Source organism: Streptomyces sp. NRRL F-5126, from assembly GCF_000721265.1.
Lineage (GTDB): Bacteria > Actinomycetota > Actinomycetes > Streptomycetales > Streptomycetaceae > Streptomyces.
Window position 1 is genome coordinate 412,264 of record NZ_JOFZ01000003.1, and the last position, 23,077, is coordinate 435,340.

Below are 23,077 nucleotides of genomic sequence, written 5' to 3' on the forward strand. Positions count from 1 at the left end.
CGTCGCGGTGACACCCGTGGTCGTCGTGCCGTCCCTCTCACGCGGACGCCTTGACGACGCTCCAGCCGCCGTCGACGAGGAGGCTCGCCCCGGTGACGAAGGCGGACTCGTCGGCGGTGAGGAACGCGATCGCCGCGGCGACCTCCTCGGGCGTCCCGAAGCGGCGGACGGCGGTCTCGGCGACGCTGCGCACCCTGTCCTCCTCGGACACGCGGTCCCAGGCGGCGGTGAGCACCGGCCCGGGCAGTACGGCGTTGACGCGGACCTCGGGCCCGTACTCGACGGCGAGCTGCCCGCTGAGCGAGAGCAGGGCGCCCTTCGACGCGGCGTACGCGGGGTGGCCGGGGATGCCCTTGTGCGCGTGCACGGACGAGGTGAGGACGACCGCGCCGCGGTGTTCCCGCAGGTCGGGCAGGAGGGTGCGGAAGCCGAGGAAGGCGCCGGTGAGGTTGACCGAGAGCTGCCGCTCCCAGGAGGCGAGGGTCATGTCGCCCGCGGGAACGACGTCCACCGTGTAGGCGTTGCTGACGAACACTCCGACGGGCCCGAAGGTGTGGGCGGCTTCGGCGACTCGGTCCCAGGCGCCGGCGTCGGCGACGTCGGCCGCGACGAACGCGGCGCGGCCACCGTCCGCCCGTATGCTCGCGGCGGTGTGCTCGCCGGGCTCCTCGGCGACGTCGGCGAGCACCACGGCCGCGCCCTCGGCGGCGAGGCGGCGCGCGGTCGCGGCGCCGATGCCCGAGGCCGCGCCGGTGACGACGGCGACGCGGCCGGTGAATCGTGCTGCCTGGTTCATGGCGTGGGTCGTCTCCTCGGGGCTTGCGGTGCGCCGTCCGGTGCGCGCCGCTGTCTTGACCTGCACGGTGTTCGGGGTGGTGGTGGGCACGCTACCGCCTGTCCAGGACGGCGATCCCGGCGTCGTGCGCGGCCGTCCAGGCGAACGGCAGCCCGCTGTGGAGCAGGTACGCGCCGCTGTACTCGCGGCCGGATTCGGCGTCGCGGTAGCGCGCGGCCGGGTCGAGACCGCGGAGCCTGAGCCGGGCGGGCCTGCCGGGCACGAGGGGTGCCCCGTCGAGCGGGCCGGTGCTCCAGGCGAGTACCGCGAGGCGGCCGCCGTCCTGCCGCGCGTACTGCACGCCGCAGGTCGTGTCGGCCGGCGTGCGAAGCAGCCGCGCCTCGCCGAGGTGGACAATGTCCCTGAGCTCCTTGTACCTGGCGATCCACCCCGCGGCCTCGGTGCGCTGTTCCTCGCTCCAACGGCGGATGTCGGCGCCGACGCCGAGTACACCCGCCATCGCGGTGACGAAGCGGAAGGCGAGGGAGCGCGGCCGCGGGTCGAACACACCGGGCGCGTCGGTGACCCATGAGCTCATGGTGTGCGGCGCGTGGGCGTGCAGGTAGCCGTACTGGATCGAGAGCCGGTCGAGGGGCGCGGTGTTGTCGCTCGGCCAGACGACGTCGGTGCGGGCGAGGGTGGCGTGCTCGATGCGGCCGCCGCCGCCCGCGCATCCCTCGACGGTGACGTCCGGGTGGCGGGTGCGCAGGTGGTCGAGGACGCGCAGGTAGCCGCGGACGTGCGCGGCGTCCAGGTCGAGTGTTTCCGCGGGGCCCGCGCCGGGCCGGCCGCGCTCGGTGGGCGGCCGGTTCATGTCCCATTTGAGGTAGCTGATGTCGTAGGTGCCGAGCAGCTCGTCGAGGGTGTCGAGGACGAACCGCTGGACATCGTCACGGCCGAGGTCGAGAAGCAGCTGGTTGCGTACGAGCGTGGCGGGGCGCCCTTCGATGCGGTACACCCACTCGGGGTGGCGTGCGTACAGCTCGGAGGCGGGGCTGACGGCCTCGGGTTCGATCCACAGGCCGAAGTCCATGCCGAGGTCGCGCACTCCGGCGATGAAGGTGTCGAAACCGTCGGGGAAGGAGGCCTGGTCGGGGCGCCAGTCGCCGAGTCCCCCGGTGTCGTCGTGCCTGCCGGGGAACCAGCCGTCGTCGACGACGAACAGCTCCACGCCCAGGCCGGCCGCGGTCCTGGCGAGTTCGAGCTGGGTGGCGGCACGGACGCCGAACTGGGTGGCCTCCCAGGAGTTGTAGAGGACCTTGCGGGTGCGGCCGAGCCGTGCGCCGGCGAGCCGGCGCTCGTAGCGGTGCCAGACGCGGGCCAGGCCGTCGCGCCCCTCGGCGCTGAACGCGCAGGCCAGCACGGGGGTGGTGAGGGTGTCACCGGGGGCGAGGCGCACGGCGCCCTCGTGCGGCAGCCGGCCCGCTCGCACCCGTACGGCGCCGCCCGGTTCGGCGTCTGCGGTGATGTGCCAGTTGCCCGGCCACTCCAGTGCGATGCCGTAGGTGGGAGTGTCCCCCTCCGCGGGGTGCGCGGCGTCCTGCACGGCCAGCCAGGGCGCGTAGGCATGGCCGGGCACACCCTGTGTGGAGGCGATCTCGAAGCGCCCGCGTGCGAGGTCGAGTTCGGTGAGCTGGAACTCCTGCGACCACTGACCGGTCAGGTACGTGAGCCGTGCGGCCTTGCGCACGGGGACGTTGATCGCGCCCGAGTCGAAGCGTTCCAGGCGGAGTTCGCACTCGCCCGTGCATGTCAGCTCCGTCCAGCGGCGGACCACGTCGGTACCCGGCACGGCCTCGTAGCACACCGCGACGTCCAGGCCGAGCCGCTCGTCGGTGAACATGAGCCGCAGGGCCCTGCCGTCCCCGGCGGTGGCCCCGGTGAAGGCCCACCACACGCCGCGCTCCCCGCCGAGGTGCTGGGCGATCAGGTCGGCTCCGGCGAAGGGACGCATCCCTTGGGGGATGTATTCGGCGGGCGCCGCGTCCGCCGGGGTGATGAAGTGGGTGCGCCCGGGCCAGTCGAGTGGCGAGGGGCCGTCCTCGGCGCCGTGCGGCCCCCAGGCCGCCAGTTCGGGCCGGCTCCCGTCCGGGGAGAGGGTGACGGCGTAGACGGTGTGTTCGGTGTGCAGGATCCACGGCCCGGCCGCCGCAGCGGGAGCCGCGGGCCCGTCGTGCGGCGTCATTTGACGGCCCCGAGGTTCAGTCCCGCGACGAAGTGCCGCTGGAAGCGGAGGAAGACGATCACAGTGGGAGCTGCCGCGATCACGGACCCGGCGGCGATGACGTTCCAGTCGGAGACGTACTGGCCCTGCAGCCCGATCAGCGACGCGGTGATGGGCATCTTGCTGCCGGTGCGCAGCACGGTGATGGACCACAGCAGGTCGTTGAAGATCCAGGTGAACGAGAGCGCGGACAGCGCGGCCAGCGCGGGCTTGGCCAGGGGCATGACGATGCGGGTGTAGATGGTCCAGGGGCCGGCTCCGTCGATGACCGCGGCCTGCTGGATCTCCTGCGGGATGGACCGCATGAAGCCGTGCAGCACGAAGACGTAGAAGCCGACGCCGAAGCCCACCTGCACGCCGATCACGGCATAGAGGCTGTCGTAGAGGCCGAGCATCTCGGTGAGTTTGGAGACCGGGATGAGCAGGATCTGCGGTGGCAGCAGGTTGCCGCCGAGCATCAGGAGCAGCAGGGTGCGGCGCAGCGGCAGGTTGTAGCGGCTGAGGGCGAACGCGGCCATGGAGGCGAGCCACAGGGAGAGCAGGACGCCGGGGACGGTCACGATGATGCTGTTGAGCAGGGCCTTGGCCTGCCCGCCGTCGGTCCAGGCCTGGGCGAAGCCGTGCAGCGTGAACGAGTGGGGCAGCGCGCCGAGTCCGTTGCTCGCGATGTCGTCGAACGAGCGGGTCGCGGTGACGAGGACGAGCGCGACGGGCAGCAGCCACAGCGCGGACAGCAGCACGGCTCCGGTGTGGAAGCCGGCCGTGCCGAGCGCCCGCCCGCGGGGGCGGCCCGCACCGCGCCGGTCGCGGCCGTCCTCGGCGGGCGGTGTCTGGGCCCGGGGCGGCGAAGCGTGGGTGACGGCCATCAGTCGGCCTCCCTGAACGCACGGACGAGGTAGGAGACGATGACCCCGAACGCGAGGATGAAGATGACGACCGCGAGGGCGGATCCGTAGCCGAGGCGCAGGGACTGGAACGCGGTGGAGTACATGTAGGTGCTGAGCAGTTCGGAGGAGTGGTAGGGCCCGCCGCGTGTCAGGGCCCACACCACGTCGAAGGAGCGCAGCGAGTCGATGACGATGACCGAGATCACGACCGCGTTGACGCTGCTGAGCTGCGGCAGTGTGACGTACCTGAACTGCTGGCCCCGGCTCGCCCCGTCGACCTTGGCGGCCTCGTACAGCATGGGGTCGATGCCCTTGAGGCCGGCCAGGTACAGCACCATCACATAGCCGATCTCGCGCCACAGGGCGGGGACGATGACCGCGTACAGGGCAGTGGACTGGTCGGCGAGCCAGGGGTGCGCCCAGCTGCCGAGACCGAGGCCCCTGAGCGTCTGGTTGATCAGGCCGTCGGGCTGGTACATGGCCTGCCACACGAGGGCGGTGGCGACCAGCGAGAAGACGACGGGCAGGAACAGCGCGGCGCGGTAGAACCCGATGCCGCGGCGCTCCTGCTGGAGCAGGAGGGCCGCGCCGAGGCCGAGGACGATCGACAGGCCGCCGAAGAGCACCAGCCACAGGACGGTGTCGAGGAACGCCTTGCCGAAGACGCCGTCGCCGAACATCTCCCGGTAGTTGCCGAGTCCGACGAACGTCGGCGCCGACACACCGTTCCAGTCGGTGAGCGACAGGTAGAAGCCCTGGATCGCAGGCCAGAAGACGAAGAACCCCTCGGCGAGCAGCGGGAGCAGGACGAACGCCAGCACGACGGGCGGGACCCGGGTGGCCCGCCTGCGCCGCGCCGGTGCGGTGATGACCGCCATCTCACTGGCTCCAGATCTTCTGCGCGTCGCGCTGCCAGGTGGTCAGGATGGACGCGATGTCCTTGGGCTTGGAGAGGAAGTGGGTCAGTGCCGTGTCGGCCGAGGGCTGGAGCGCGTCGCTGGAGTCGCGGTTGAAGAACTGCGTGACGTCAGCGGCGTTCTCGATGAGGGCGCGGCCCTTCTTCACGAGCGGGGTGCCGGAGTCCTTGGCCTTGGGGTTGACGGGTATGGAGGTGCCGGACGACCCCTTGAGGTAGATCTCCTGCGCCTCGACGGTGGCGAGGTAGGACATGAAGTCCTTGACCTGGCCGGCGTGCGGGGTATGGGCGCTCGCGAAGTAGCCGTCGGTGGGGCCCTCTTCGGCTGCCGGCACCTTGGGGTCGATGATCGGGAAGCGGAAGAAGTCGATGTCGTCGAGTGCGTCCTTGGGCGCGGCGTCGGCGAAGAACGTCCCGATCAGCATCATGCCGGTACGGCCCTGCAGCAGGGCTGTCGTGGCGTCCTGGAAGGCCAGCGCGGTGCCGTTGGGGTCGAAGTACGGCAGCGCCTCGCTCCAGCGGTCGAAGACCTTGTGCACCTGGGGATCGTCGAAGCGGTGCTTGCCGGCGAGCAGGTCGCGGTGGTACTGGGCCCCGTTGATGCGGATGTTGAGGTAGTCGAACCAGGAAGAGGCCACCCAGGTCGTCCCGTTGCCCGCGCCGAGGCCGATGGGGGCCACCTTGTGGCCCTTGATGGCCTCGCACACCTGGAGGAACTCGTCCCAGGTCTTCGGCTCCTTCACGCCCCACTTCCTGAAGTGGGACTTCCGGTAGAACACACCCCACCAGTAGTAGTCGGTGGGTACGAACACCTTCTTGCCCTGCGAGTCGGTGCACAGCTTCTTCTGCGCGTCCGAGTACGTCGACAGGTCGGGGCCGCTCCAGATGTCGCTGATGTCGAGCAGCAGCCCCTGCTTGGCGTAGGTGTCGGCGACGGACCCCGGGTACCAGGTGAGCACGTCCGGCGGGTTGGCGGACGTCAGGTAGGTGGGCAGCTGCGTGCGGAAGGTCTCGGAGGCGACGGTGTTCAGCTCGGCCCCGGGGCCGCCCTTCTTGCCGTAGGCGGCGACCAGCTTCTGCATCGCGCTCTTGGCCTGCGGCGAGGAGAGGTTGGACTGGAGCGTCACCGGGCCCTTGGCGGACTGCCCCTTGCCGCCGCCCGAGCTGGACGTGACGCATCCGCTCAGCAGTGCGGTGGCGGTGACCGCGCCGGCGCCCGCGAGGAACGTGCGGCGGCTGGGTGGTGTGGCGATCATGGCTGACTCCCTTGGTAACCGCGGAAGGCGGCCCGGCCCCCTGGCGACCGGGCCCCTTCGTGCGGCTGGTACAGACTCGCGTGGTGACGCGGCAGCGTCAAGATTAATTACTAATTTACTTCTTGAATGGCCGGACGAATCCGGTCAGAGCGTGGCTCGGTGGACGCGTCCCGCCACCCCGCGGAATACCGCGAGCACCGTGCCGTCCGGGTCCGCGGCCAGTCCGAGCGCCCCGTCGAACACGCCGCTCGCCCAGGCGGAGTTCTTCGTCCACCCGCCCCAACTACCTTTCCCGGAGGCTGTGTAGTCGCGCTCCCAGAGCGTGTAGTCGCTTGCCCGCACGTACATCCGGACGGTGCCGCCCGAGGCGACGAGGGCCGGGGGGCCGCTGACCGTGCCACCGAGCGACGTCCAGGACGACCAGGTGCCCGACGCGTCGCGCACCCGTTCCCAGACCGCGTCGTCGTTGGTGCGCACGGCGAGGTGGGTACGTCCGGTGGCGTCGGTCACGGCCGCGGGGCGGCCGGTCACGGTGAGGCCGGACGGGGCGCCCACCGGGGTCCAGCCACCGGACGGCCCCCTGCTGACCACCGAGCCGTCGCGGGACGTCGCGAAGAGCGTCCAGTCGCCCGGGCCCCTGAAGGCGACGGCCGGGTCGCTCGCGAGGCTGCCGCCGAGCCGCAGCCACCTGCCCCAGTGCCCGCCCTGGCGTACGCGGTGGTAGGCGGCGCCGTCCGTGCCGCGTACGAAGACGTCGATGCGGCCGCCGGCGGAGCCGTAGGCGGCGGGCGCCCCCGCGATGCGGCCGCGCACGGGGCCACCCAGGTCGGTCGTGTGCGTCTGCCGGGCACCGTCGCGGCCGCTCTGCTCGCGCAGCGAGCCGTCGGCGCCGCGGGTGAACGCGGTCAGCTCCCCGTGCCGGGACACGAGCGCGGGGTCGGCCGTCGAGGACGTGCCGAGGGCGGTGCCCGGCGCGGCGTCGGTGCCTGACAGCTTGAGGAAGGCCGTGCCGTGTGCGGGCACCGTCACGGTGTACGAGCCGGTGCGGGTGCCGCGATCGGCCCGCGCTCGCAGGTCGCGCACGGCCACCCGGCCGGTCAGCCCCGCGTCGGCGAAGGCGACCGTGCGCCGCGCCGGCGCGTCCGAGCGGTTGAGCAGGACCACCGCCCGCTTGCCGCGGCCGCTGAGGACCTTGCTGTACACGTCGCCCGTGGCATCGGTCGCGATCCTGACGCCCTGGATGTCGAGGGGGTCCTGGTCGACCGCGATGATCTCCGGGTCGGTCAGTGTGTCGATCATCGATTGCGGCAGCTTGCGCGGATCGGAGCCGATGACGAGCGGGGAGGCCATCTCGGCCCACATCACCAGCTGGGTGGTGGACTCCTCCTGGTTCAGCTCGTAGGAGCCGTCGGCCAGCCGGCGCATCGGGACGAGGTAGTCCGGGTCGTTGTAGTGGCCGGGGCGCTCGGCCTCGGGGTGCGCGGCGTTGGCATCCATGTTGCGCAGGATGTCCGGCCACTCCCCCGCCGTCGGACTGCCCCAGGCGATGTCGGTGTCGGTGCGCCAGGATGTCGCGAGCGACGGCCCGTAGGCGTAGGCGTTGTGGGCGTCCTGCGCCGGGGTGTGGGGAACGCCCCAGTCGTCGGTCAGCGGGTTGCACAGGTTGAGCAGCATCGGCCGGCCGGTCGCGGCGACGGCGTCGCTGAACTTCTTGAAGTCCGTGGCGGGGTCGGCCTTCTCGGCGATGCCGCAGAGGAAGTCGACCTTGATCGCGTCGACCTTCCAGCGGGCGAACTGCTCGGCGTCCTGCCGGTAGTGGCCGCCGCTGCCGAGACCGCAGCTCTTGCCGCCGTCGTAGTCGCCTGCGTCGGTGTAGATGCCGGCCTTGAGGCCGCGCTCGTGCAGCCAGTCGACGAGCGCGGGTATGCCGGAGGGGAAGCGCTCCGCGTTGGCCACCAGGTTGCCGTCGCTGTCGCGCGGCACGTCGGCCTGCCAGCCGCCGTCCAGCCACACGATGTCGTAACCGGCCTTCTTCAAGCCGCTCTTGACAAGGTAGTCGGCGACGCCCTTGACCTGGTCCTCGGTCGGCGCGCCGAGTCCGTAGTAGGTGTTCCAGCCCATGTAGGGGGTGCCGGCGTGCGCGACGGTCGCGGACGCCGGTTGGGCGGCGTGCGCCGGTTGGGCGGCGTGCGCCGCGGGCACCGCCACCGCGGCGAGTACGGCGGCCCCGAGCGCCGCCGCGGCACGCCGGGCGCGCGGTGCCCCTGCACGTGGGGAAGTCACGTTGGTTCTCCCGATGTTCGAAGGGACGGGAACGCCCGCCGAACCGGTCGGCCGCGGCGTCGGCATGAAGACTGTGACCGGCGCCCGCGCACTGTCAACGTTAATTACTAATAAACTAAAATTAGGGTGCTCCGAGGTGCTGTCCTTACCGTGCCGCGGCCGGCCGCTGCGCCGTGCGGATCATCGACCAGGACACCGGCGGCAGAAGCACGGTCAGGCCGCCGGGCTCGGTGAAGTGGGCCGTTGAGCCGCGCGGTTCGACGAGGTGCGGCGCGTTTCGCGAGTTCGTCGCGCGCAGGTCCCGGCCGCCGAGGACGACGTGTTCGACGACGTCGTGCCCGCCTTCGGCCATGCGCAGCCGCAGGGTGGCCGGCTGCCGCTCGTCCCGGTTGACGGCGAGGATCGTGGTCCCGCCGGTCTCGGGATCACGGGTGGCGGCGACGTCGACCGCGGCCACGTCGCCGATCGTGGGCGAGTGCAGCGCCGGTGAGACCGGCTCGACCCGCAGGACCTCGCCCCTGGCGTGCCGTGCGGTGAGGGCGAAGGGGTGGAACACGGTCTGGCGCCACGCCCCTGCCCCCGGCTCGGTCCTGATGGGCGCGATGACGTTGACGAGCTGGGCGAGGCAGGCGATGGCCACCCGGTCGCTGTGGCGCAACAGGCTCATCAGCAGGTTGCCGACCACGACCGCGTCCTCGGCGGTGTACTCCTCCTCGATCAGCCGCGGCGCGCGTGCCCACCGCGGGGCGTCCTCGCCGGCGGACCGGCTCTCGTGCCACACGTTCCACTCGTCGAACGACAGGGTCAGCCTGCGCGGGGAGCGCCGCTTGGCGGCGATGTGGTCGCAGGTCGCGACGACCCCGTCGATGAAGGAGTCCATCAGCTGCGCCGAGGCCAGGAAGCCGGTGCGGTCGTCGCCGTGCTGCTCGAAGTAGGCGTGCAGGGAGATGTGGTCGACGACGTCGTACGCCTCGTCGAGCACCTGGGCCTCCCAGCTCCCGAAGGTCTCCATCCGCTCGTTGGAACTGCCGCAGGCGACGAGTTCGATGTCCGGGTCGATACGCCGCATGGCCTTCGCCGTCTCGGCGGCGAGCCTGCCGTACTCGGTGGCCGTCTTGTGCCCGATCTGCCAGGGGCCGTCCATCTCGTTGCCCAGGCACCAGGTGCGGATGCGGTGCGGCTCACGCACCCCGTGGGCGATGCGCAGATCGGACCAGCGCGTCCCACCGGGGAAGTTGGCGTACTCCAGGAGGTTGCAGGCGTCCTCGACGCCGCGGGTGCCGAGGTTGACCGCCATGAGGGGTTCGACTCCGGCACGGCGGGCCCAGGCCATGAACTCGTTGAGGCCGAAGGTGTTCGGCTCGATGGACCGCCACGCCAGGTCGAGCGTCTTCGGGCGCTCGGCGCGCGGGCCGACGCCGTCCTCCCAGCGGTAGCCGGAGACGAAGTTGCCGCCCGGGTAGCGCACGGCGCTGACGCCGAGCTCACGCGTCAGTTCGATGACGTCATGCCGCAGGCCGTCGGCGTCGGCCCGCGGGTGGCCCGGCTCGTGGATACCGCCGTGCACGCAGCGGCCCATGTGCTCGACGAACGACCCGAACAGACGCGGCGGCACCGGGGCGATGGTGAAGGCGGGGTCGAGGGTTGCGGTACAGGTGAACACGCCTGTCTCCGAGTTCGTCGCGGAAATACGGGCGGGGCGGCGCGGGTCGGGTACGAGTGGCGCCTCAGCCGTGGTGGCTGCCGCAGGACTCGCGCACGACGAGTTCGAACGGCAGGACGCTGTGGAGGGGGTCGGGTGCCGCGCCGTCGAGGAGCGCGAACAGGACGGCAGCGGCCCTGCGGCCGAGCGCCTGCGCCGGCACGTGGACGGTGGTGATGCCGGGGGTGGTCAGCCGGGAGACGCCGAAGTCGTCGTAGCCGGCCAGTGCGATGTCCTCGGGGACACGCAGCCCGCGCGAGCGGATCTCCAGCATGGCGCCATAGGCCATCTCGTCGTTCGCGGCGAAGATCGCCTGGAGGTCGGCCATGCTGTCCAGCACCTGCCGCGCGGCCGCGCGGCCCGACTCCTCGCTGAAGTCGCCCGCGGCGAGTGTGTGGGTGCAAGGCCTGCCCGAGTCGGCCAGGGCGCCGCGGAAGCCCTCGTACCGGTCCACGGCCGTCTGGTGGTCGAGCGGCCCACTGATGTGCGCGATGCGGGTCAGGCCGTGGTCCTCCACGAGGTGGCGGGTGACGGCGGCGGCGCCGGCGATCTCGTCGGTGCCTACGCTCGCCGCGTGCCGCAGGTGCGCGAACCGCCCGACGAGCACCACCGGCAGGGTGGAGTCCGCCATGCGCTTCACATTCGGGTCGCTGATCGAGGCCGAGGCGACGATCGCGCCCGAGGCGGCCTGCGAGCGCAGCACGCGTTCGTAGGCGGCCACGCCGTGCGTCTCGTCGGGGTTGGTCGACACCACCAGCGCCGCGTCACGCGCGTTGGCCTCTTCGGTGACGCCCACCAGCAGGTGCATGAAGTAGGGATGGCCGAAGACGTGCCGGCCGGTCTGCGGGACGACGAGGGCGATGGAGGTCGATCGCCCGGCGCGCAGCGCCCTGCCGGCGGAGTTCGGGACGTAGCCGAGCCGTGCCGCGGCGGCCCGTACGGCCCGCTTCGTCGGCTCGCTGATGCGCGGGTGGTCCGACAGGGCCATGGACACCGCGCTCTGCGAGATGCCGACGGACGTGGCGACATCCCTGAGCGTGACGCTGTTCGGCATGCCGCGGCCCCTTCCCGGGTTGTCACTCAAGGTGCTTCAACGTTTCAGCACACTGGACGCTAGGCCCAGTCGATCGACGCGTCAAGTATTCGAAATCCCTTGCATCCAGGCTTGTTTGACGCCATTGGAGGGTTGACGGCCGCGCGCCGCACCTCTAGCTTCAATGCTGCTGAATCGTATGAGCAGTGGCCTGGTGCCGACCGCGGCACCGGCCGCGCGCCCCTCGCTCGCCCGTACGGCGAGGACCGCCCGAACTCCCCCACGGAGAAGAGGCCGACGATGACCGCACATCCCCCACCCTCCCGATCGCGCGCGGCGCTGCGGCGCTGCCGCCATGTCGTGCTCGCCCTCGGGGCCGCCCTGGCTCTGACGACAGGTCTGCTCCTTGGCGCCACAGGACCCGCGAACGCCGCCGGCTCCCTGCCCTGCGACGTGTACGGCGCGGCGGGCACGCCCTGCGTGGGCGCGTTCAGCACCGTCCGCGCCCTCTACACCTCGTACGACGGCAGCCTGTACCAGGTCACCCGGGTGCAGGACGGCGACAAGCTCGACATCGGGCTGCTCGCACGCGGCGGTTACGCCGACGCGGCCGCCCAGAACGCCTTCTGCACCGGCGCCACGTGCGTCATCAGCGAGATCTACGACCAGTCGCCGCGCCACAACGACCTGCTGATCGCGGGCAAGGGCACCGCCGGGGCGGCCGATGCCGGTGCCCTGGCCGACGCGCTGCACATCACCGTGGCCGGGCACGCGGTGTACGGCGTCTACATCGCGCCGGGCATGGGCTACCGGCACGCGGTCGGCTCCGGCGTCGCCACCGGCGGGAAACCCGAATCGATGTACATGGTGACCAGCGGCACGCACGCCGACCGCGGGTGCTGTTTCGACTTCGGCAACGTCGAGGCGGCCGAGGACGACACTGGAGCCGGCCACATGGACGCGCTCAACATGTCCACGGCCCACGCCTGCGACCCCTGCCAGGGCGACGGGCCGTGGGTACAGGCCGACCTGGAGAACGGCATCTTCCAGGCGGACACCAACGCCCACAGCCGAAACGGCGGCAACTCCAGCCCCTTCGTCACCGCCGTGCTGAAGAACGACGGGCAGACGTCGTTCGCGCTCAAGGGCGGCAACTCCCGGTCCGGTGGCCTCACGACGTGGTGGAACGGGCCGCTGCCACCGGGATACGCACCCATGCGCCAGGAGGGCTCGATCGTGCTGGGCACCGGAGGCGACAACAGCAACAGGGGCGTCGGGTCGTTCTTCGAGGGGGCGATCACCTCCGGCTACGCCTCCGACGCCACCGACGCGTCCGTCCAGTCGAGCATCGTGTCCGCCGGATACGCGGGCGACACGGCGGGCGTCGCGCCGTCGGCGATCGCCGCGCCCGGCGGGAAGTGCGTCGACGTGAGCGGCGACGACGTGGCGGGCAAGGGCACGGCCGTGCAGCTGTGGGACTGCCAGTCCTACGCGGCCGACCAGCACTGGACGCACGACTCCGACGGCTCGCTGCGCACGCTCGGGCGTTGCATGGACATCGCCGGCAACTCCACCGCCCAGGACGCCAAGGTCCAGCTGTGGGACTGCAACGGGGTCGGCGGGCAGAAGTGGGTGCAGCGGGCCGACGGCTCCCTGCTCAACCCCCAGTCGGGACGCTGCCTCGACGCGACCGACGGCGCCACCGCCAACGGCACCCGCCTGCAGATCCACGACTGCAACGGAACCGCCGCACAGAAGTTCACCGTCGCCGGCGGCTCGACGGTCACGGGACCGGCCAGGAAGTGCCTGGACGTCTACAGCGACGACATCGGCGGCAACGGCAAGCCGGCGGAGCTGTGGGACTGCCAGTCCTACGCGAAGGACCAGCACTGGGTGCACACCTCCACCAACAGGCTGACCACGCTGGGACGTTGCCTGGACATCGCGGGCAACAAAACCGCGCAGAACACACCGGTCCAGCTGTGGGACTGCAACACCGCGGGCGGCCAGGTGTGGGTGCAGCAGGCCGACGGCTCCCTGCTCAACCCCCAGTCGGGACGCTGCCTCGACGCGACGGACGGCGCCACCGCCAACGGCACCCGCCTGCAGATCCACGACTGCAACGGAACCGCCGCACAGAAGTTCGCACTGGGCTGAGCCCCGGTGGACCTACGGTCCCGCACCGGGCACACTCCCCGCCTCCCGCCCGGTGCGGGACTTCCCGTCACTTCCCGTCTCCGCGTGCCCGCAGGGCGCGAAAAGTCTGCACGAACCCTTGACCCAAGCTCCAGGGGCGCCCATAGTGCTCGTTAATGCGCATTACTAATACGCATTAATACGTCGAGGAGCACGAGTGGACGAGATCAGGAAGCGGTCAAGGCCGGGGCGCACCCCCTCGGCCCCGGGCCGCACGTCCAGGCCGCGGCAGGCCGAGGTCGCACGGGCGGCGGGGGTGTCCCAGGCCACCGTGTCCCTCGTGCTCGGCGGCAAGAAACAGGGCGCGGCCATCTCCGAGGAGACCCGGCGCAAGGTCCTGGAGGCGGCCGGCGCCCTCGGCTACGTGCCGGACCCCGCCGCCCGCAGGCTCGCCGCCGCGCGCAACGACCTGCTCGGTGTCTTCAGCTTCACCGCCACCTTCCCCACCGACGTGCAGCACTCGTACTACCCCTTCCTCGTCGGCGTCGAGCAGGAGGCCGCCGCGCGCGGCTACGACCTGGTGCTGTTCACCGGGTCGAGCAGCGGCGGCGCGGGCGCCGCAGGCCCCGATGCCCTGAGCCGGGTGCGCCTGGCCGACGGCTGCCTGTTCCTCGGCCGCCACGCGCCTGCCGAGGAGCTCGGCCGGCTCGTCGCCGACGGGTTCCCCGCCGTGCACATCGGCCGCAGGGACGAGCTCGACGGCCTCGCCTGGGTGGGCGCCGACTACGTCAGCGCCGCGGCCTGCGTGGTCGCGCACCTGGCGCACCTCGGCCACCGGCGCATCGTGCTGGTGCGCGAGGACGACGAGGCGCCCGCATCCACCGACCGCGAACGCGGCTTCCTCGCGGGGCTCGCCGAGGCCGGCCTCGACGCCGGCTCGTCCGCCGTGTTCCGCACGGCCGACCCGGCCGGCGACCTCACGGCGGCCCGGCTGCGCGACTGGGTCGACGCCGGCGTGACCGCGTTCGTCGCCGAGGAGACCGACACGGGCGGCGCCTGGCGTGCCCTGTGCGGGGCCGCCCGCGAGGCGGGGTTCGAGGCGCCACGCGACGTCTCGCTCGCGCTGCTCGGCAGCCCCCCGCCCGACCTGTCGCACGAGCGGGTCCCCACGGGCTTCGACATCCCGCGCCCCGAACTCGGTGCGGCGGCCGTACGGCTGCTCGCGGCGCTCGTCGCGGGGGAAGAGGCCGGAGAGCCGCTGGTCGCCTGCACGTTCAGAACCGGCGAGACCTCGGGGCCGCCCCCGGCCGCGCCCGCCTGACCGGCACCGCACCGCCCCCGCGCGGAACCGGCACACCGCATCCCGCGACCCCGTGACCGCGATCCGCCGCAAACACAAGGAACCAGCACCACCCGCACCACAGGGAGAACCGTGACACCAGAACCGGACATCCTCGTCGTCGGCGGCGGACTCGGCGGCGTCGCTGCGGCACTCGCCGCCTGCCGCGCCGGCCGCAGCGTCGTCATGACCGAGGAGACCGACTGGATCGGCGGCCAGCTCACCGCCCAGGCCGTGCCGCCCGACGAGCACCCGTGGGTCGAGCAGTTCGGCACCACGGCCGCCTACCGGCGGCTGCGTGAATCCATCAGGGCCTACTACCGCCAGTGGTACCCGATGCGCTCCGAGGCCATCGCGCTCACGGCACTCAATCCCGGGGCCGGCCGCGTCTCGAAGCTGTGCCACGAACCGCGCGTCGCGGTGGCCGTGCTGGAGGCGATGCTGGCGGCGGACCGCGCGGCGGGCCGCCTCACCGTCCTCACCGAGCACCGGCCCGTCTCGGCCGAGGCCGACGGCGACACCGTACGGGCCGTCACCGTGGAGGACCTGCGCGACGGCGGCAGGCGCACGTTCACCGCGCGGTACGTCATCGACGCGACGGAGACCGGCGAGCTGCTCGAACTCGCGGGCGTGGAACACGCGACGGGTGCGGAGGCGCGCTCCGAGTACGGCGAGCCGCACGCACCTCACATCGCCGACCCGCTCAACCAGCAGGGCATGACGGTGTGTTTCGCGCTCTCGCACCACGAGGGCGAGAACCACACGATCGACCGGCCGCGCATGTACGACTTCTGGCGCTCCTACCGGCCCGCGTTCTGGCCCGGGCCGCTGCTCGGGTTCCTCGCCCCCGACCCGCGCACCCTGGAGCCGGTGAGCCGCACCTTCGTGCCCAACCCCGCGGGCGACCCGCTCGCGGTGTCCGCCGACCAGTCGGCCGACGCGGGCGACAAGGAGCTGTTCGGGTTCCGCCGCGTGCTCGCACGCGGGCTGCACAGGCCCGGTGCGTTCGACTCCGACATCACCCTCGTCAACTGGCCACTCAACGACTACTGGCTGAAGCCGCTGGTCGGCGCGGGCGAGCGGGCCGCCGCCGAGGCCGTCGCGGAGGCGCGCCAGCTCTCGCTGTCCGTCCTGTACTGGCTGCAGACGGAGGCTCCCCGCGAGGACGGCGGCACCGGCTTCCCCGGCCTCAGGCTCCGCCCCGACGTCACCGGCACGGCGGACGGGCTCGCCAAGTCCCCCTACGTACGGGAGGCCCGGCGCATCAAGGCCGTCACCACCGTCACGGAGCACGACGTCTCCATCGACCTCGTGGGTCCTTACGGCTCCACGCGCCACCGCGACTCGGTCGGCGTCGGCAACTACCGCATCGACCTGCACCCGTCCACGGGGGGTGACAACTACATCGACGTCGGCTCCGTGCCGTTCGAGATCCCGCTCGGCGCGCTCGTGCCGCGCAGGGTCCGCAACCTGCTGCCCGCCGGCAAGAACATCGGCACCACCCACATCACCAACGGCTGCTACCGGCTCCACCCGGTGGAGTGGAACATCGGCGAGGCCGCCGGCGCGCTGGCCGCCCACTGCCTCGGCGAAGGCGTGGAGCCGCACCAGGTGCAGGCCGAGGAGAAGGGGTTCGAGGCGTTCGCCGCGGTTCTCGACCGGGCCGGGGTGCAGCGCCACTGGCCAGACGTACGCGGTTACTGAAGACGCGGCGGCACACGGCCGGGCGGGTCAGCTCCACCTGCCCCGCCCGGCCCACCGCCCCCGACTCGCCACACAGCACGAGGAGGTGCCCAGACCAATGACCACCCACCGTATCCGCGTCGGCATCGACGTGGGCGGGACCTTCACCGACGCCGTGGCGGTGGACGCCACGACCCTCGACCTGCTCGGGCAGGTGAAGATACCCACCACCCACCATCATCAGGACGGGGTCGCCCACGGAATCGTCGAAGCCCTCGACCGCCTGCTGGACCAGACCGGACACGCCCCCGAGGACGTGGCCTTCCTGGCCCACGGCACGACCCAGGCTACCAACGCCCTGCTCGAGGGGGACGTCGCCACCGTCGGACTCGTCGGCATAGGCACAGGACCCGGTGCCGTGCTGACGCGCCGTCTCGCCTCCCTCGGCAGGCTGGAACCCGCACCGGGCAAGCCGCTTCGGCTGTCGTACGCGCATGTCGCCGACCCCGGGGACCCGGCCGCCGTCACCGCCGCGCTCGACTCGGTCGTACGCGCAGGGGCCGAAGCGCTCGTCGCCACGCAGCCGTTCGCCGTCGACCGCCCCGACGGCGAGGAGGCCGTCGCCGCGGCGGCGAGGGCGCGTGCCCTGCCCACGACCGCCGCACACGAGATCACCTCGCTGTACGGGCTGCACAAGCGGACCCGTACCGCCGTCGTCAACGCCGCGATCCTGCCGCGCATGCTCGCCACCGCCGACCTCGTGGACTCGTCCGTCACCAAGGCGGGGGTCACCGCGCCGCTGATGGTGATGCGGTGCGACGGCGGTGTCATGTCGCTCGACGAGATGCGCCGCAGGCCGCTGCTCACCGTCCTGTCCGGGCCGGCCGCCGGGGTCGCGGGCGCCCTCATGCAGGAGCGCATCAGCGAGGGGCTCTTCCTGGAGACCGGCGGTACGTCGACGGACGTCAGCGTCGTCAGGCGGGGGAAGGTGGCCGTCAGGCACGCCGTCCTGCTCGGCAAGTCGTCGTACCTCTCGGCACTGGACGTGCGGACCGTCGGCGTCGGCGGGGGTTCCATGGTCCGCGTCGGCGGCGGGAAGGTCACGTCGGTCGGGCCGCGCAGCGCGCACATCGCCGGGCTGCCGTACGCGTGCTTCGCCTCCGCGGAGGACCTGCGGGACGCGAGGCTGGCGACGGTGCGGCCCATGGACGGCGACCCGGACGACCACGCCGTCCTGGACGCGGCGGGCGGCCGGTACGCGCTGACCATGACGTGCGCGGCCAACGCACTCGGGCGCGTGCCCGAGGGCGACTTCGCCCGCGCCGACCGGTCTGTCGCGCGGGCCGCGATGGCTCCACTGGCCGCCGCGCTGGGCCTGGACGTGGCCACGGCGGCAGCCGCGGTCCTCGACGCGGGCACCGCCCGGGTGCGTACCGTCGTCGACCAGATGATCAAGGACTACCGGCTCGACGCGGACACGGCCGTGCTCGTGGGCGGGGGCGGCGGCGCCGCGTCCGTCACACCGCATCTCGCGGCGGCCACGGGCCGCGAGGGCCGCATCGCGCGCCACAGCGAGGTCATCAGCCCCATCGGGGTGGCGCTCGCTCTCGTGCGCGAGCAGGTCGAGCGCATCATCCCCGGCGCGACCCAGGAGCAGATACTCGCCGTACGCGCCGAGGCCGAGCGCGCCGTGACGGCCCAGGGCGCCGCGCCCGACGGCGTGGAGGTCGAGGTCACGGTCGACCCGCAGACCAACACGGTGCGCGCGGTGGCGACCGGCGCGACGGAGCTGCGCACCCAGGACCGCGGGCACCGCGCGGACGACGCGGAGCGCCTCGGCGCCGCGGCCGCCAGCCTGCGCAGCGACCCCGCCTCGGTGCGGGTGCTCGCCGACACACCGTCACACACCGTCTACGGCACCGAGGTGCGCCGGCGTTTCCGCGGCACGCGGCACCCGGTGCGTGTCGTGGACGCCGACGGCGTCGTACGGCTGCACGCGCCGGACGCACGGGTCGCGACCACCACGGCGGGCGAGGCACCCCCGGTGCTCGCCACCCTTGTCGACGAGTCGACCTCGTACGGCGACGGCGGCGTGCGGGCGCCCGCCCTCAGACTGCTGATCGGCTCCCGCATCGCCGACCTGTCGGGCGTGCTCGACCCCGGTTCCCTGCTGGCGCTCGCCCGCAGCGAACTCGGTTCGCGCGGGGCCGACGAACCCGTCATCGCCGTCGTGGAGGCGCGGACATGACGCTCGCACTCACCCGTGCGGAACGCACCGCGCGGGACCTCGCGTACCTGGACGACACCGAGTTCGGCGCGCGACTCCTCGCCTCCACGCCCGTCCACGCGGGTCGCGACCACGGCCTGCTGCGCGAATGGGCCGCCGCGGCGGCCGCGTTCGGCACGTCCCTGCCCGCCGCGCCGCCCGTCACCGCACGCGTGGTCGAACGCGACGGCGGTCTCGCGCTCGGGATGCTGGCGCGCTATCGGTCGAGGCCCGCGACCGTCGAGCTGTACACCGACGCGATCGCCGCCGCCGAGGAGCTGGTGGACCGTCTGGGCTGGCGTGCCCTGTTCCCTCGCGGCTGCGTGCGCACTGCGGCGCTCGCGCACGAGGCGGTGCACGAGCGGCTCCACCACGGCCCCGGGAAGGCCGAGTTGAAGCGGGCACTGGGACATGTCGTGCTGTCCTTCGGCGGCAGGCAGGTGTACGGGTACGTCGCGGGCGCGGACGAGATAGCCGCGCACGCCTGCGCGGCCCGCACCGCGGGGCTCGGCCGCAGCCCGCTGCTCCTGGCGGAGGCACTCTCCGCCATAGCCGCACCGCCAGGGGCGGAAGCCGCCGGGCAGCCGAGGGACCGGCGCGGAAGAAGGAGGAGGTAACCATGGGCATCGTCATTCTGGTGATCATGGCGGCCGGAGTCGCCGCCATGCTGAGCCGCAAGCTCCCGACGGCGTTCGCGCTGGTGATCCTCGCCGTCATCATCGCCTTCGTCTCCGGCGCGCCGCTCACCGGCAAGAACAGCGTCTTGGACACGGTCCTCCAGGCGGGCGCCCCCGCTCTCGCCGCCACGATGATCGCCATCATCCTGGGGTCGTGGCTCGGCAAGCTGCTGGACGAGACGGGCATCGCGGGCACCCTGGTCAGGAAGATCGTCGAGTTCGGCGGCGACCGCCCCACCGTGGTCGGCCTCGGCGTACTCGCCGTGTCCACCCTCGTCGGCACCGTCACCGGGTCCGCCCCGGCCGCGATGCTCGCCGGCATCATCGGCATCCCCGCCATGATCGCGGTCGGCATACCCAAGGTGACCGCGGCGGGCACGATCCTGATGGGCATCGCCGCGGGCATGCCCTTCGAGCTGCCCGTGTGGCAGTTCTTCTCCAGTGCCCTGCACCTCTCGGTCCCCGAGGTGCGCGGCTTCATGGTCAAGCTGTTCCCGCTGGCGCTCGCGGCGGCGGTCCTTTTCGTCCTCATCGAGACGCACCGACGCGGCGTCGAGCACGCCTGGGCCTTCAAGACGCCGGTGGCCGGGAAACAGCGCCCTGCCTCGCGGCGTCAGCAGCTCGGCGACGCACCGTGGTTCGCGCTGCTCACACCGATCGTCCCGCTCGCGCTCGCTCTCGGCGCCCAGCTGGCGATCATCCCGTCCCTGCTGGCAGGAGTCCTGTACGCGCTGGTCACGACGACCAGGCCGAGGGACATGAACAGGCGGCTGCTGCGTACGCTGTACTCGGGGTTCGAGGTCGCGGCCGCCCCGGTCGCCCTCTTCGTCGCCATCGGGATCCTGCTCGCCGCCGTCCAGTTGCCCGGCGCGGTCGACGCGCTCCAGCCGCTGGTGAAGGCCGTCAGCCCGCAGAACCCCGTGCTGTTCGTCGTCGTCTTCGCGGTCCTGGTCCCACTGTGCCTCTACCGGGGGCCGCTGAACGTGTACGGGCTCGGCGCCGGCATCGCCGGCGTGCTCATCGCCGCCGGCATCTACCCGGCGGCCGCCGTGCTCGGCCTGACGACCTCGTACAACCAGGTCTTCGGCGTCGCCGACCCGACGAGTACGCAGACGGTCTGGGCAGCCCAGTACGCGGGCGTCGGCCCGCAGCAGGTGATGGCGCGAACGCTGCCGTACGTGTGGTGCGTGGCGCTCGGGGGATTCTGCGTCACGGCAGCGCTGTACCTGTGAACCACGCGGGGAGCCGGTCACCCGCGGACTCTCAGGGCCGGTCACTTGTACGCATCAACGAGGGAGGCAGGCTGTGGCACGTCAACTCCGATCGGTCAGCAGGCGGGCGGTTGTCGGCGGTGCGCTCGGCGCCGCGGGGCTGCTGGGCACGCGGTGGGCGGACGGCACCGCACAGGCGGCCGTCCCGCCGCCGCGCGGGCCGTTCCCGCCCCTCGCACCGCTGCCGCACGGCGCACCGGTCCGCTCGCTGTTCACACCACTCGAACAGCGCTTCGGCCCCTATCTCGCCATCCTGCCGGGGATGACCAACGACATCGTCGTCGACGACCCGGCCACACTCGGCTTCATGGGCGGCGGCTGGTGGCGCACGCCGAACAACGCGACCAACGCCCGCGTGCAGGAACACGTCTTCACCCTGAGCTGGTTCCACGCGAACGCACGCCGCTGGAATCCGTACACGGGCAACGCCGCCCTGCTCTCCCGCCTGGACGCGGCCCTCTCCCACTACCTCGGCCTGCAGCACCCGGACGGCTCCTGGCCCGAGTACTCACCCGGCGAGGAGTCGAAGGCGGCGACCGGGTTCGGCATGGGGTACCTCGCGAAGACCCTCGCCAACCTCCGACAGGCACGGGCGCTCGCGCCGCGGCGCGCGGCGATCGAGAGCGCCCTGCGGCAGGGCATGACGTGGTTCCTCGACCCCGCCAACGCCATCTGGAAGAGCCCCGTCAACTACGCCAACCAGAACGCGGCCGGGCTCGCGGGCGCCACCAAGAGCCTCCGGCTCATCCACGACCGCGAACTGGCCGCCCGCCTTGAGGACCGCATCGAGTACCTCGCGGCCAACGGTCAGAGCCCCGCCGGCTTCTTCTACGAGCCGTCGGGCATGGACATCGACTACAACTTCGAAGTGCTCATGCCGGAGATCGCCGAGATCCACCACCTCACCGGCAACCGCGCGGTGCTCGGTATGGCGCGCAGGTTCGCCGACTGGTTCGGCTACAACGTCGTGCGCGAGCCGGACGGTTCCGGCTCCCTCACCTACGTGGCCATGTCCGCCCGCACCGGGGTCGCGTACTACGACGACGTCGTGCCCGACCCCGACAGGACCAACCTCGGCTCGCTGTTCGTGCCCCACATCCCCGACCTCGGTGCCTTCTTCACCTCCGCCGAGGACCGTGCGCGCACGCGCGCCGAGTGGGCCGCGGTGCCGGGCCCCGCCATCGGCCCCGCGAAGCAGGACACGTCACCGCGCATCATCACCCACGCGACCTACCCCGAGGCCTTCCCCTCGAAGCGGGCCAAGGCCGCCGCCGTCAAGCACCTGCCGTACCTGCGCCGCGACGACTTCGCCGTGCGGCGCGAGGACACGGCGCTCGACCAGACGTACCTCTACGTCCGCAGGCCCGCCCTGTACTTGGCGTCGTTCTTCGGCACGCGCCCGACGAAGGACGTGCGCACGGGCCCCGGGCTGCTCTGGCATCCCGCGGCGGGAACGCTCGTCCAGTCGCAGCGCGCGAGTGACACGCAGGTGTGGGGCAGTGTGCTGGCGAACGGCAACGTCGAGGCGCACAGCGACATGCACGCCACCTACCGCATCGGCGACCGCGCCTGGGACGGCGGCGACACGGTACCCGGTGCCTCCCCCGTGGTGGTGGCCTACGGCCTGCCCGACGGACGGACCCACACCGTACTCACGCTCGGCAGGACCTCGGTCACCCGCGCCGTGCGCGGCACCGCCGGCCTCACCGAGCAGGTGCCGCTCGTCCTGCTCGACACCGACGACGTGCGGTTCACCGACGGCACCCCCGTCACCCACGGCGCGGACTCCCACGCGTCAGCGGACGGGCTCGTCATCCGGCGGGCCGGGGTGAGCATCGCCATCGACTGGGGGACCCGGCTCGCCGCGAGCATCGAGGCGACGTCGGTGACACTGCTGCGCGGCGGCGCGCGCCGGATCCACGTCCTGCGCGTGCCGCACGGCGGCACGCTCACCACCGTCATCCGGATGGGCTGACGGCGCGCATGTCCACGGCCGTCGCGGCGAAGGCGAGCGGCCCTGGCAGCAGGGGGACGAGCAGCGGCATCGACCAGGCGAGCAGCCCGGCCAGGAGCGCGGCACCCGCGAGCAGCAGGGTGCCGCGCGGGTCGGCGGCCGAGCGCAGCAGCCCCTCCCGCAGGGACAGCCGGTGCGGGGCCGCCACCGCGGTCGCGCGCAGTCCCACGGCCGCCGCGCCCAGGACGAGCAGGACGAGCGCGGGGGCCATGACGTGCGCTCCCGGCAGCGCGCTGCGCAGCAGCCCGGCGTCGACCACCACGAGCGCGGCGAGCACCGGCGGGAGCAGCCCGCGGGCGAGGGAGCCCGCGCCGATGCCCGCCCGCAGGTGGGCGGCGTACGCGCCGGCCTTGACCGGCAGGCCGCCCTCGGCGCTCCCCCGCAGCGTCGCCGACGCGGCGGCGAACGCGGCGGGTGCCGTGACGACCGGCACGCAGGCGAGGCTGGTGAGCAGCCCCACGAGCAGCATGTCGGCGAAGAGTGTGAAGCCGCTGCCGAAGACCTCGCCGGGCTCGCGGCGCCCGCGTGCGGGGTGGTCGGTGACCTGGGTCATGG

Annotated in this window: 16 protein-coding genes; 7 read left to right on the forward strand and 9 right to left on the reverse strand. The window is 72.5% G+C overall.

Going from position 1 to position 23,077, the window contains the following annotated elements; genetic code table 11:
• Positions 1-37: 37 nt before the first annotated feature.
• The 8 genes from IH48_RS0108275 to IH48_RS0108310 form a co-directional block, all read right to left on the reverse strand.
• Positions 38-796 carry an SDR family NAD(P)-dependent oxidoreductase gene (locus IH48_RS0108275; protein ID WP_030901202.1) on the reverse strand — a complete coding sequence of 253 codons (759 nt, stop codon included), beginning with the start codon at positions 794-796 and terminating at the stop codon, positions 38-40.
• A gap of 91 nt (positions 797-887) precedes the next feature.
• A complete protein-coding gene (locus IH48_RS0108280; protein WP_051839365.1) occupies positions 888-3,020 on the reverse strand; it encodes an alpha-galactosidase in 2,133 nt (710 codons plus the stop codon).
• Positions 3,017-3,925, reverse strand: coding sequence for a carbohydrate ABC transporter permease (locus IH48_RS0108285; protein ID WP_030901208.1), 909 nt, complete (start codon positions 3,923-3,925; stop codon positions 3,017-3,019). The genes IH48_RS0108280 and IH48_RS0108285 overlap by 4 nt, the downstream gene beginning before the upstream one ends.
• The gene (locus tag IH48_RS0108290) at positions 3,925-4,824 is read right to left on the reverse strand and encodes a carbohydrate ABC transporter permease (protein ID WP_030901210.1); all 900 of its coding nucleotides are present in this window, start codon (positions 4,822-4,824) and stop codon (positions 3,925-3,927) included. The genes IH48_RS0108285 and IH48_RS0108290 overlap by 1 nt, the downstream gene beginning before the upstream one ends.
• Before the next feature lies 1 nt (position 4,825).
• On the reverse strand, positions 4,826-6,118 hold the full coding sequence (locus IH48_RS0108295) for an ABC transporter substrate-binding protein (RefSeq protein WP_030901213.1): 1,293 nt from the start codon (positions 6,116-6,118) through the stop codon (positions 4,826-4,828).
• 144 nt (positions 6,119-6,262) lie between these two features.
• Positions 6,263-8,401 (reverse strand): glycoside hydrolase family 27 protein, encoded by a 2,139-nt coding sequence (locus tag IH48_RS0108300; protein ID WP_030901215.1) that lies wholly within the window; start codon positions 8,399-8,401, stop codon positions 6,263-6,265.
• Positions 8,402-8,546: 145 nt separating this feature from the next.
• Positions 8,547-10,064, reverse strand: a complete 1,518-nt coding sequence (locus IH48_RS0108305; RefSeq protein ID WP_030901217.1) for an alpha-N-arabinofuranosidase — start codon at positions 10,062-10,064, stop codon at positions 8,547-8,549.
• Between the two features lie 64 nt (positions 10,065-10,128).
• Positions 10,129-11,157, reverse strand: coding sequence for a LacI family DNA-binding transcriptional regulator (locus IH48_RS0108310; protein ID WP_051839367.1), 1,029 nt, complete (start codon positions 11,155-11,157; stop codon positions 10,129-10,131).
• A gap of 279 nt (positions 11,158-11,436) precedes the next feature.
• On the opposite strand from IH48_RS0108310, the gene IH48_RS0108315 reads away from it, so the two are divergent.
• The 7 genes from IH48_RS0108315 to IH48_RS0108345 all read left to right on the forward strand — a co-directional run bounded on the left by IH48_RS0108315 (position 11,437) and on the right by IH48_RS0108345 (position 22,483).
• A complete protein-coding gene (locus IH48_RS0108315) occupies positions 11,437-13,293 on the forward strand; it encodes an arabinofuranosidase catalytic domain-containing protein (RefSeq protein WP_030901223.1) in 1,857 nt (618 codons plus the stop codon).
• Between the two features lie 196 nt (positions 13,294-13,489).
• A complete protein-coding gene (locus tag IH48_RS0108320; RefSeq protein WP_030901226.1) occupies positions 13,490-14,593 on the forward strand; it encodes a LacI family DNA-binding transcriptional regulator in 1,104 nt (367 codons plus the stop codon).
• Positions 14,594-14,704: 111 nt separating this feature from the next.
• Positions 14,705-16,315, forward strand: a complete 1,611-nt coding sequence (locus IH48_RS0108325) for an FAD-dependent oxidoreductase (protein WP_030901229.1) — start codon at positions 14,705-14,707, stop codon at positions 16,313-16,315.
• A gap of 97 nt (positions 16,316-16,412) precedes the next feature.
• Positions 16,413-18,542 (forward strand): hydantoinase/oxoprolinase family protein, encoded by a 2,130-nt coding sequence (locus IH48_RS0108330; RefSeq protein WP_030901231.1) that lies wholly within the window; start codon positions 16,413-16,415, stop codon positions 18,540-18,542.
• Positions 18,539-19,177, forward strand: coding sequence for a hypothetical protein (locus tag IH48_RS0108335; protein WP_051839369.1), 639 nt, complete (start codon positions 18,539-18,541; stop codon positions 19,175-19,177). Before IH48_RS0108330 ends, IH48_RS0108335 begins: the two co-directional genes overlap by 4 nt.
• A gap of 2 nt (positions 19,178-19,179) precedes the next feature.
• On the forward strand, positions 19,180-20,469 hold the full coding sequence (locus tag IH48_RS0108340) for a TRAP transporter large permease subunit (RefSeq protein ID WP_030901236.1): 1,290 nt from the start codon (positions 19,180-19,182) through the stop codon (positions 20,467-20,469).
• A 73-nt stretch (positions 20,470-20,542) separates the two neighbouring features.
• Positions 20,543-22,483, forward strand: a complete 1,941-nt coding sequence (locus tag IH48_RS0108345; RefSeq protein ID WP_030901238.1) for a hypothetical protein — start codon at positions 20,543-20,545, stop codon at positions 22,481-22,483.
• On the opposite strand, the gene IH48_RS36180 is transcribed toward IH48_RS0108345, so the two are convergent.
• Positions 22,467-23,075, reverse strand: a complete 609-nt coding sequence (locus IH48_RS36180; RefSeq protein WP_030901240.1) for a hypothetical protein — start codon at positions 23,073-23,075, stop codon at positions 22,467-22,469. The two genes, IH48_RS0108345 and IH48_RS36180, sit on opposite strands and share 17 nt — an antisense overlap.
• Positions 23,076-23,077: the final 2 nt, after the last annotated feature.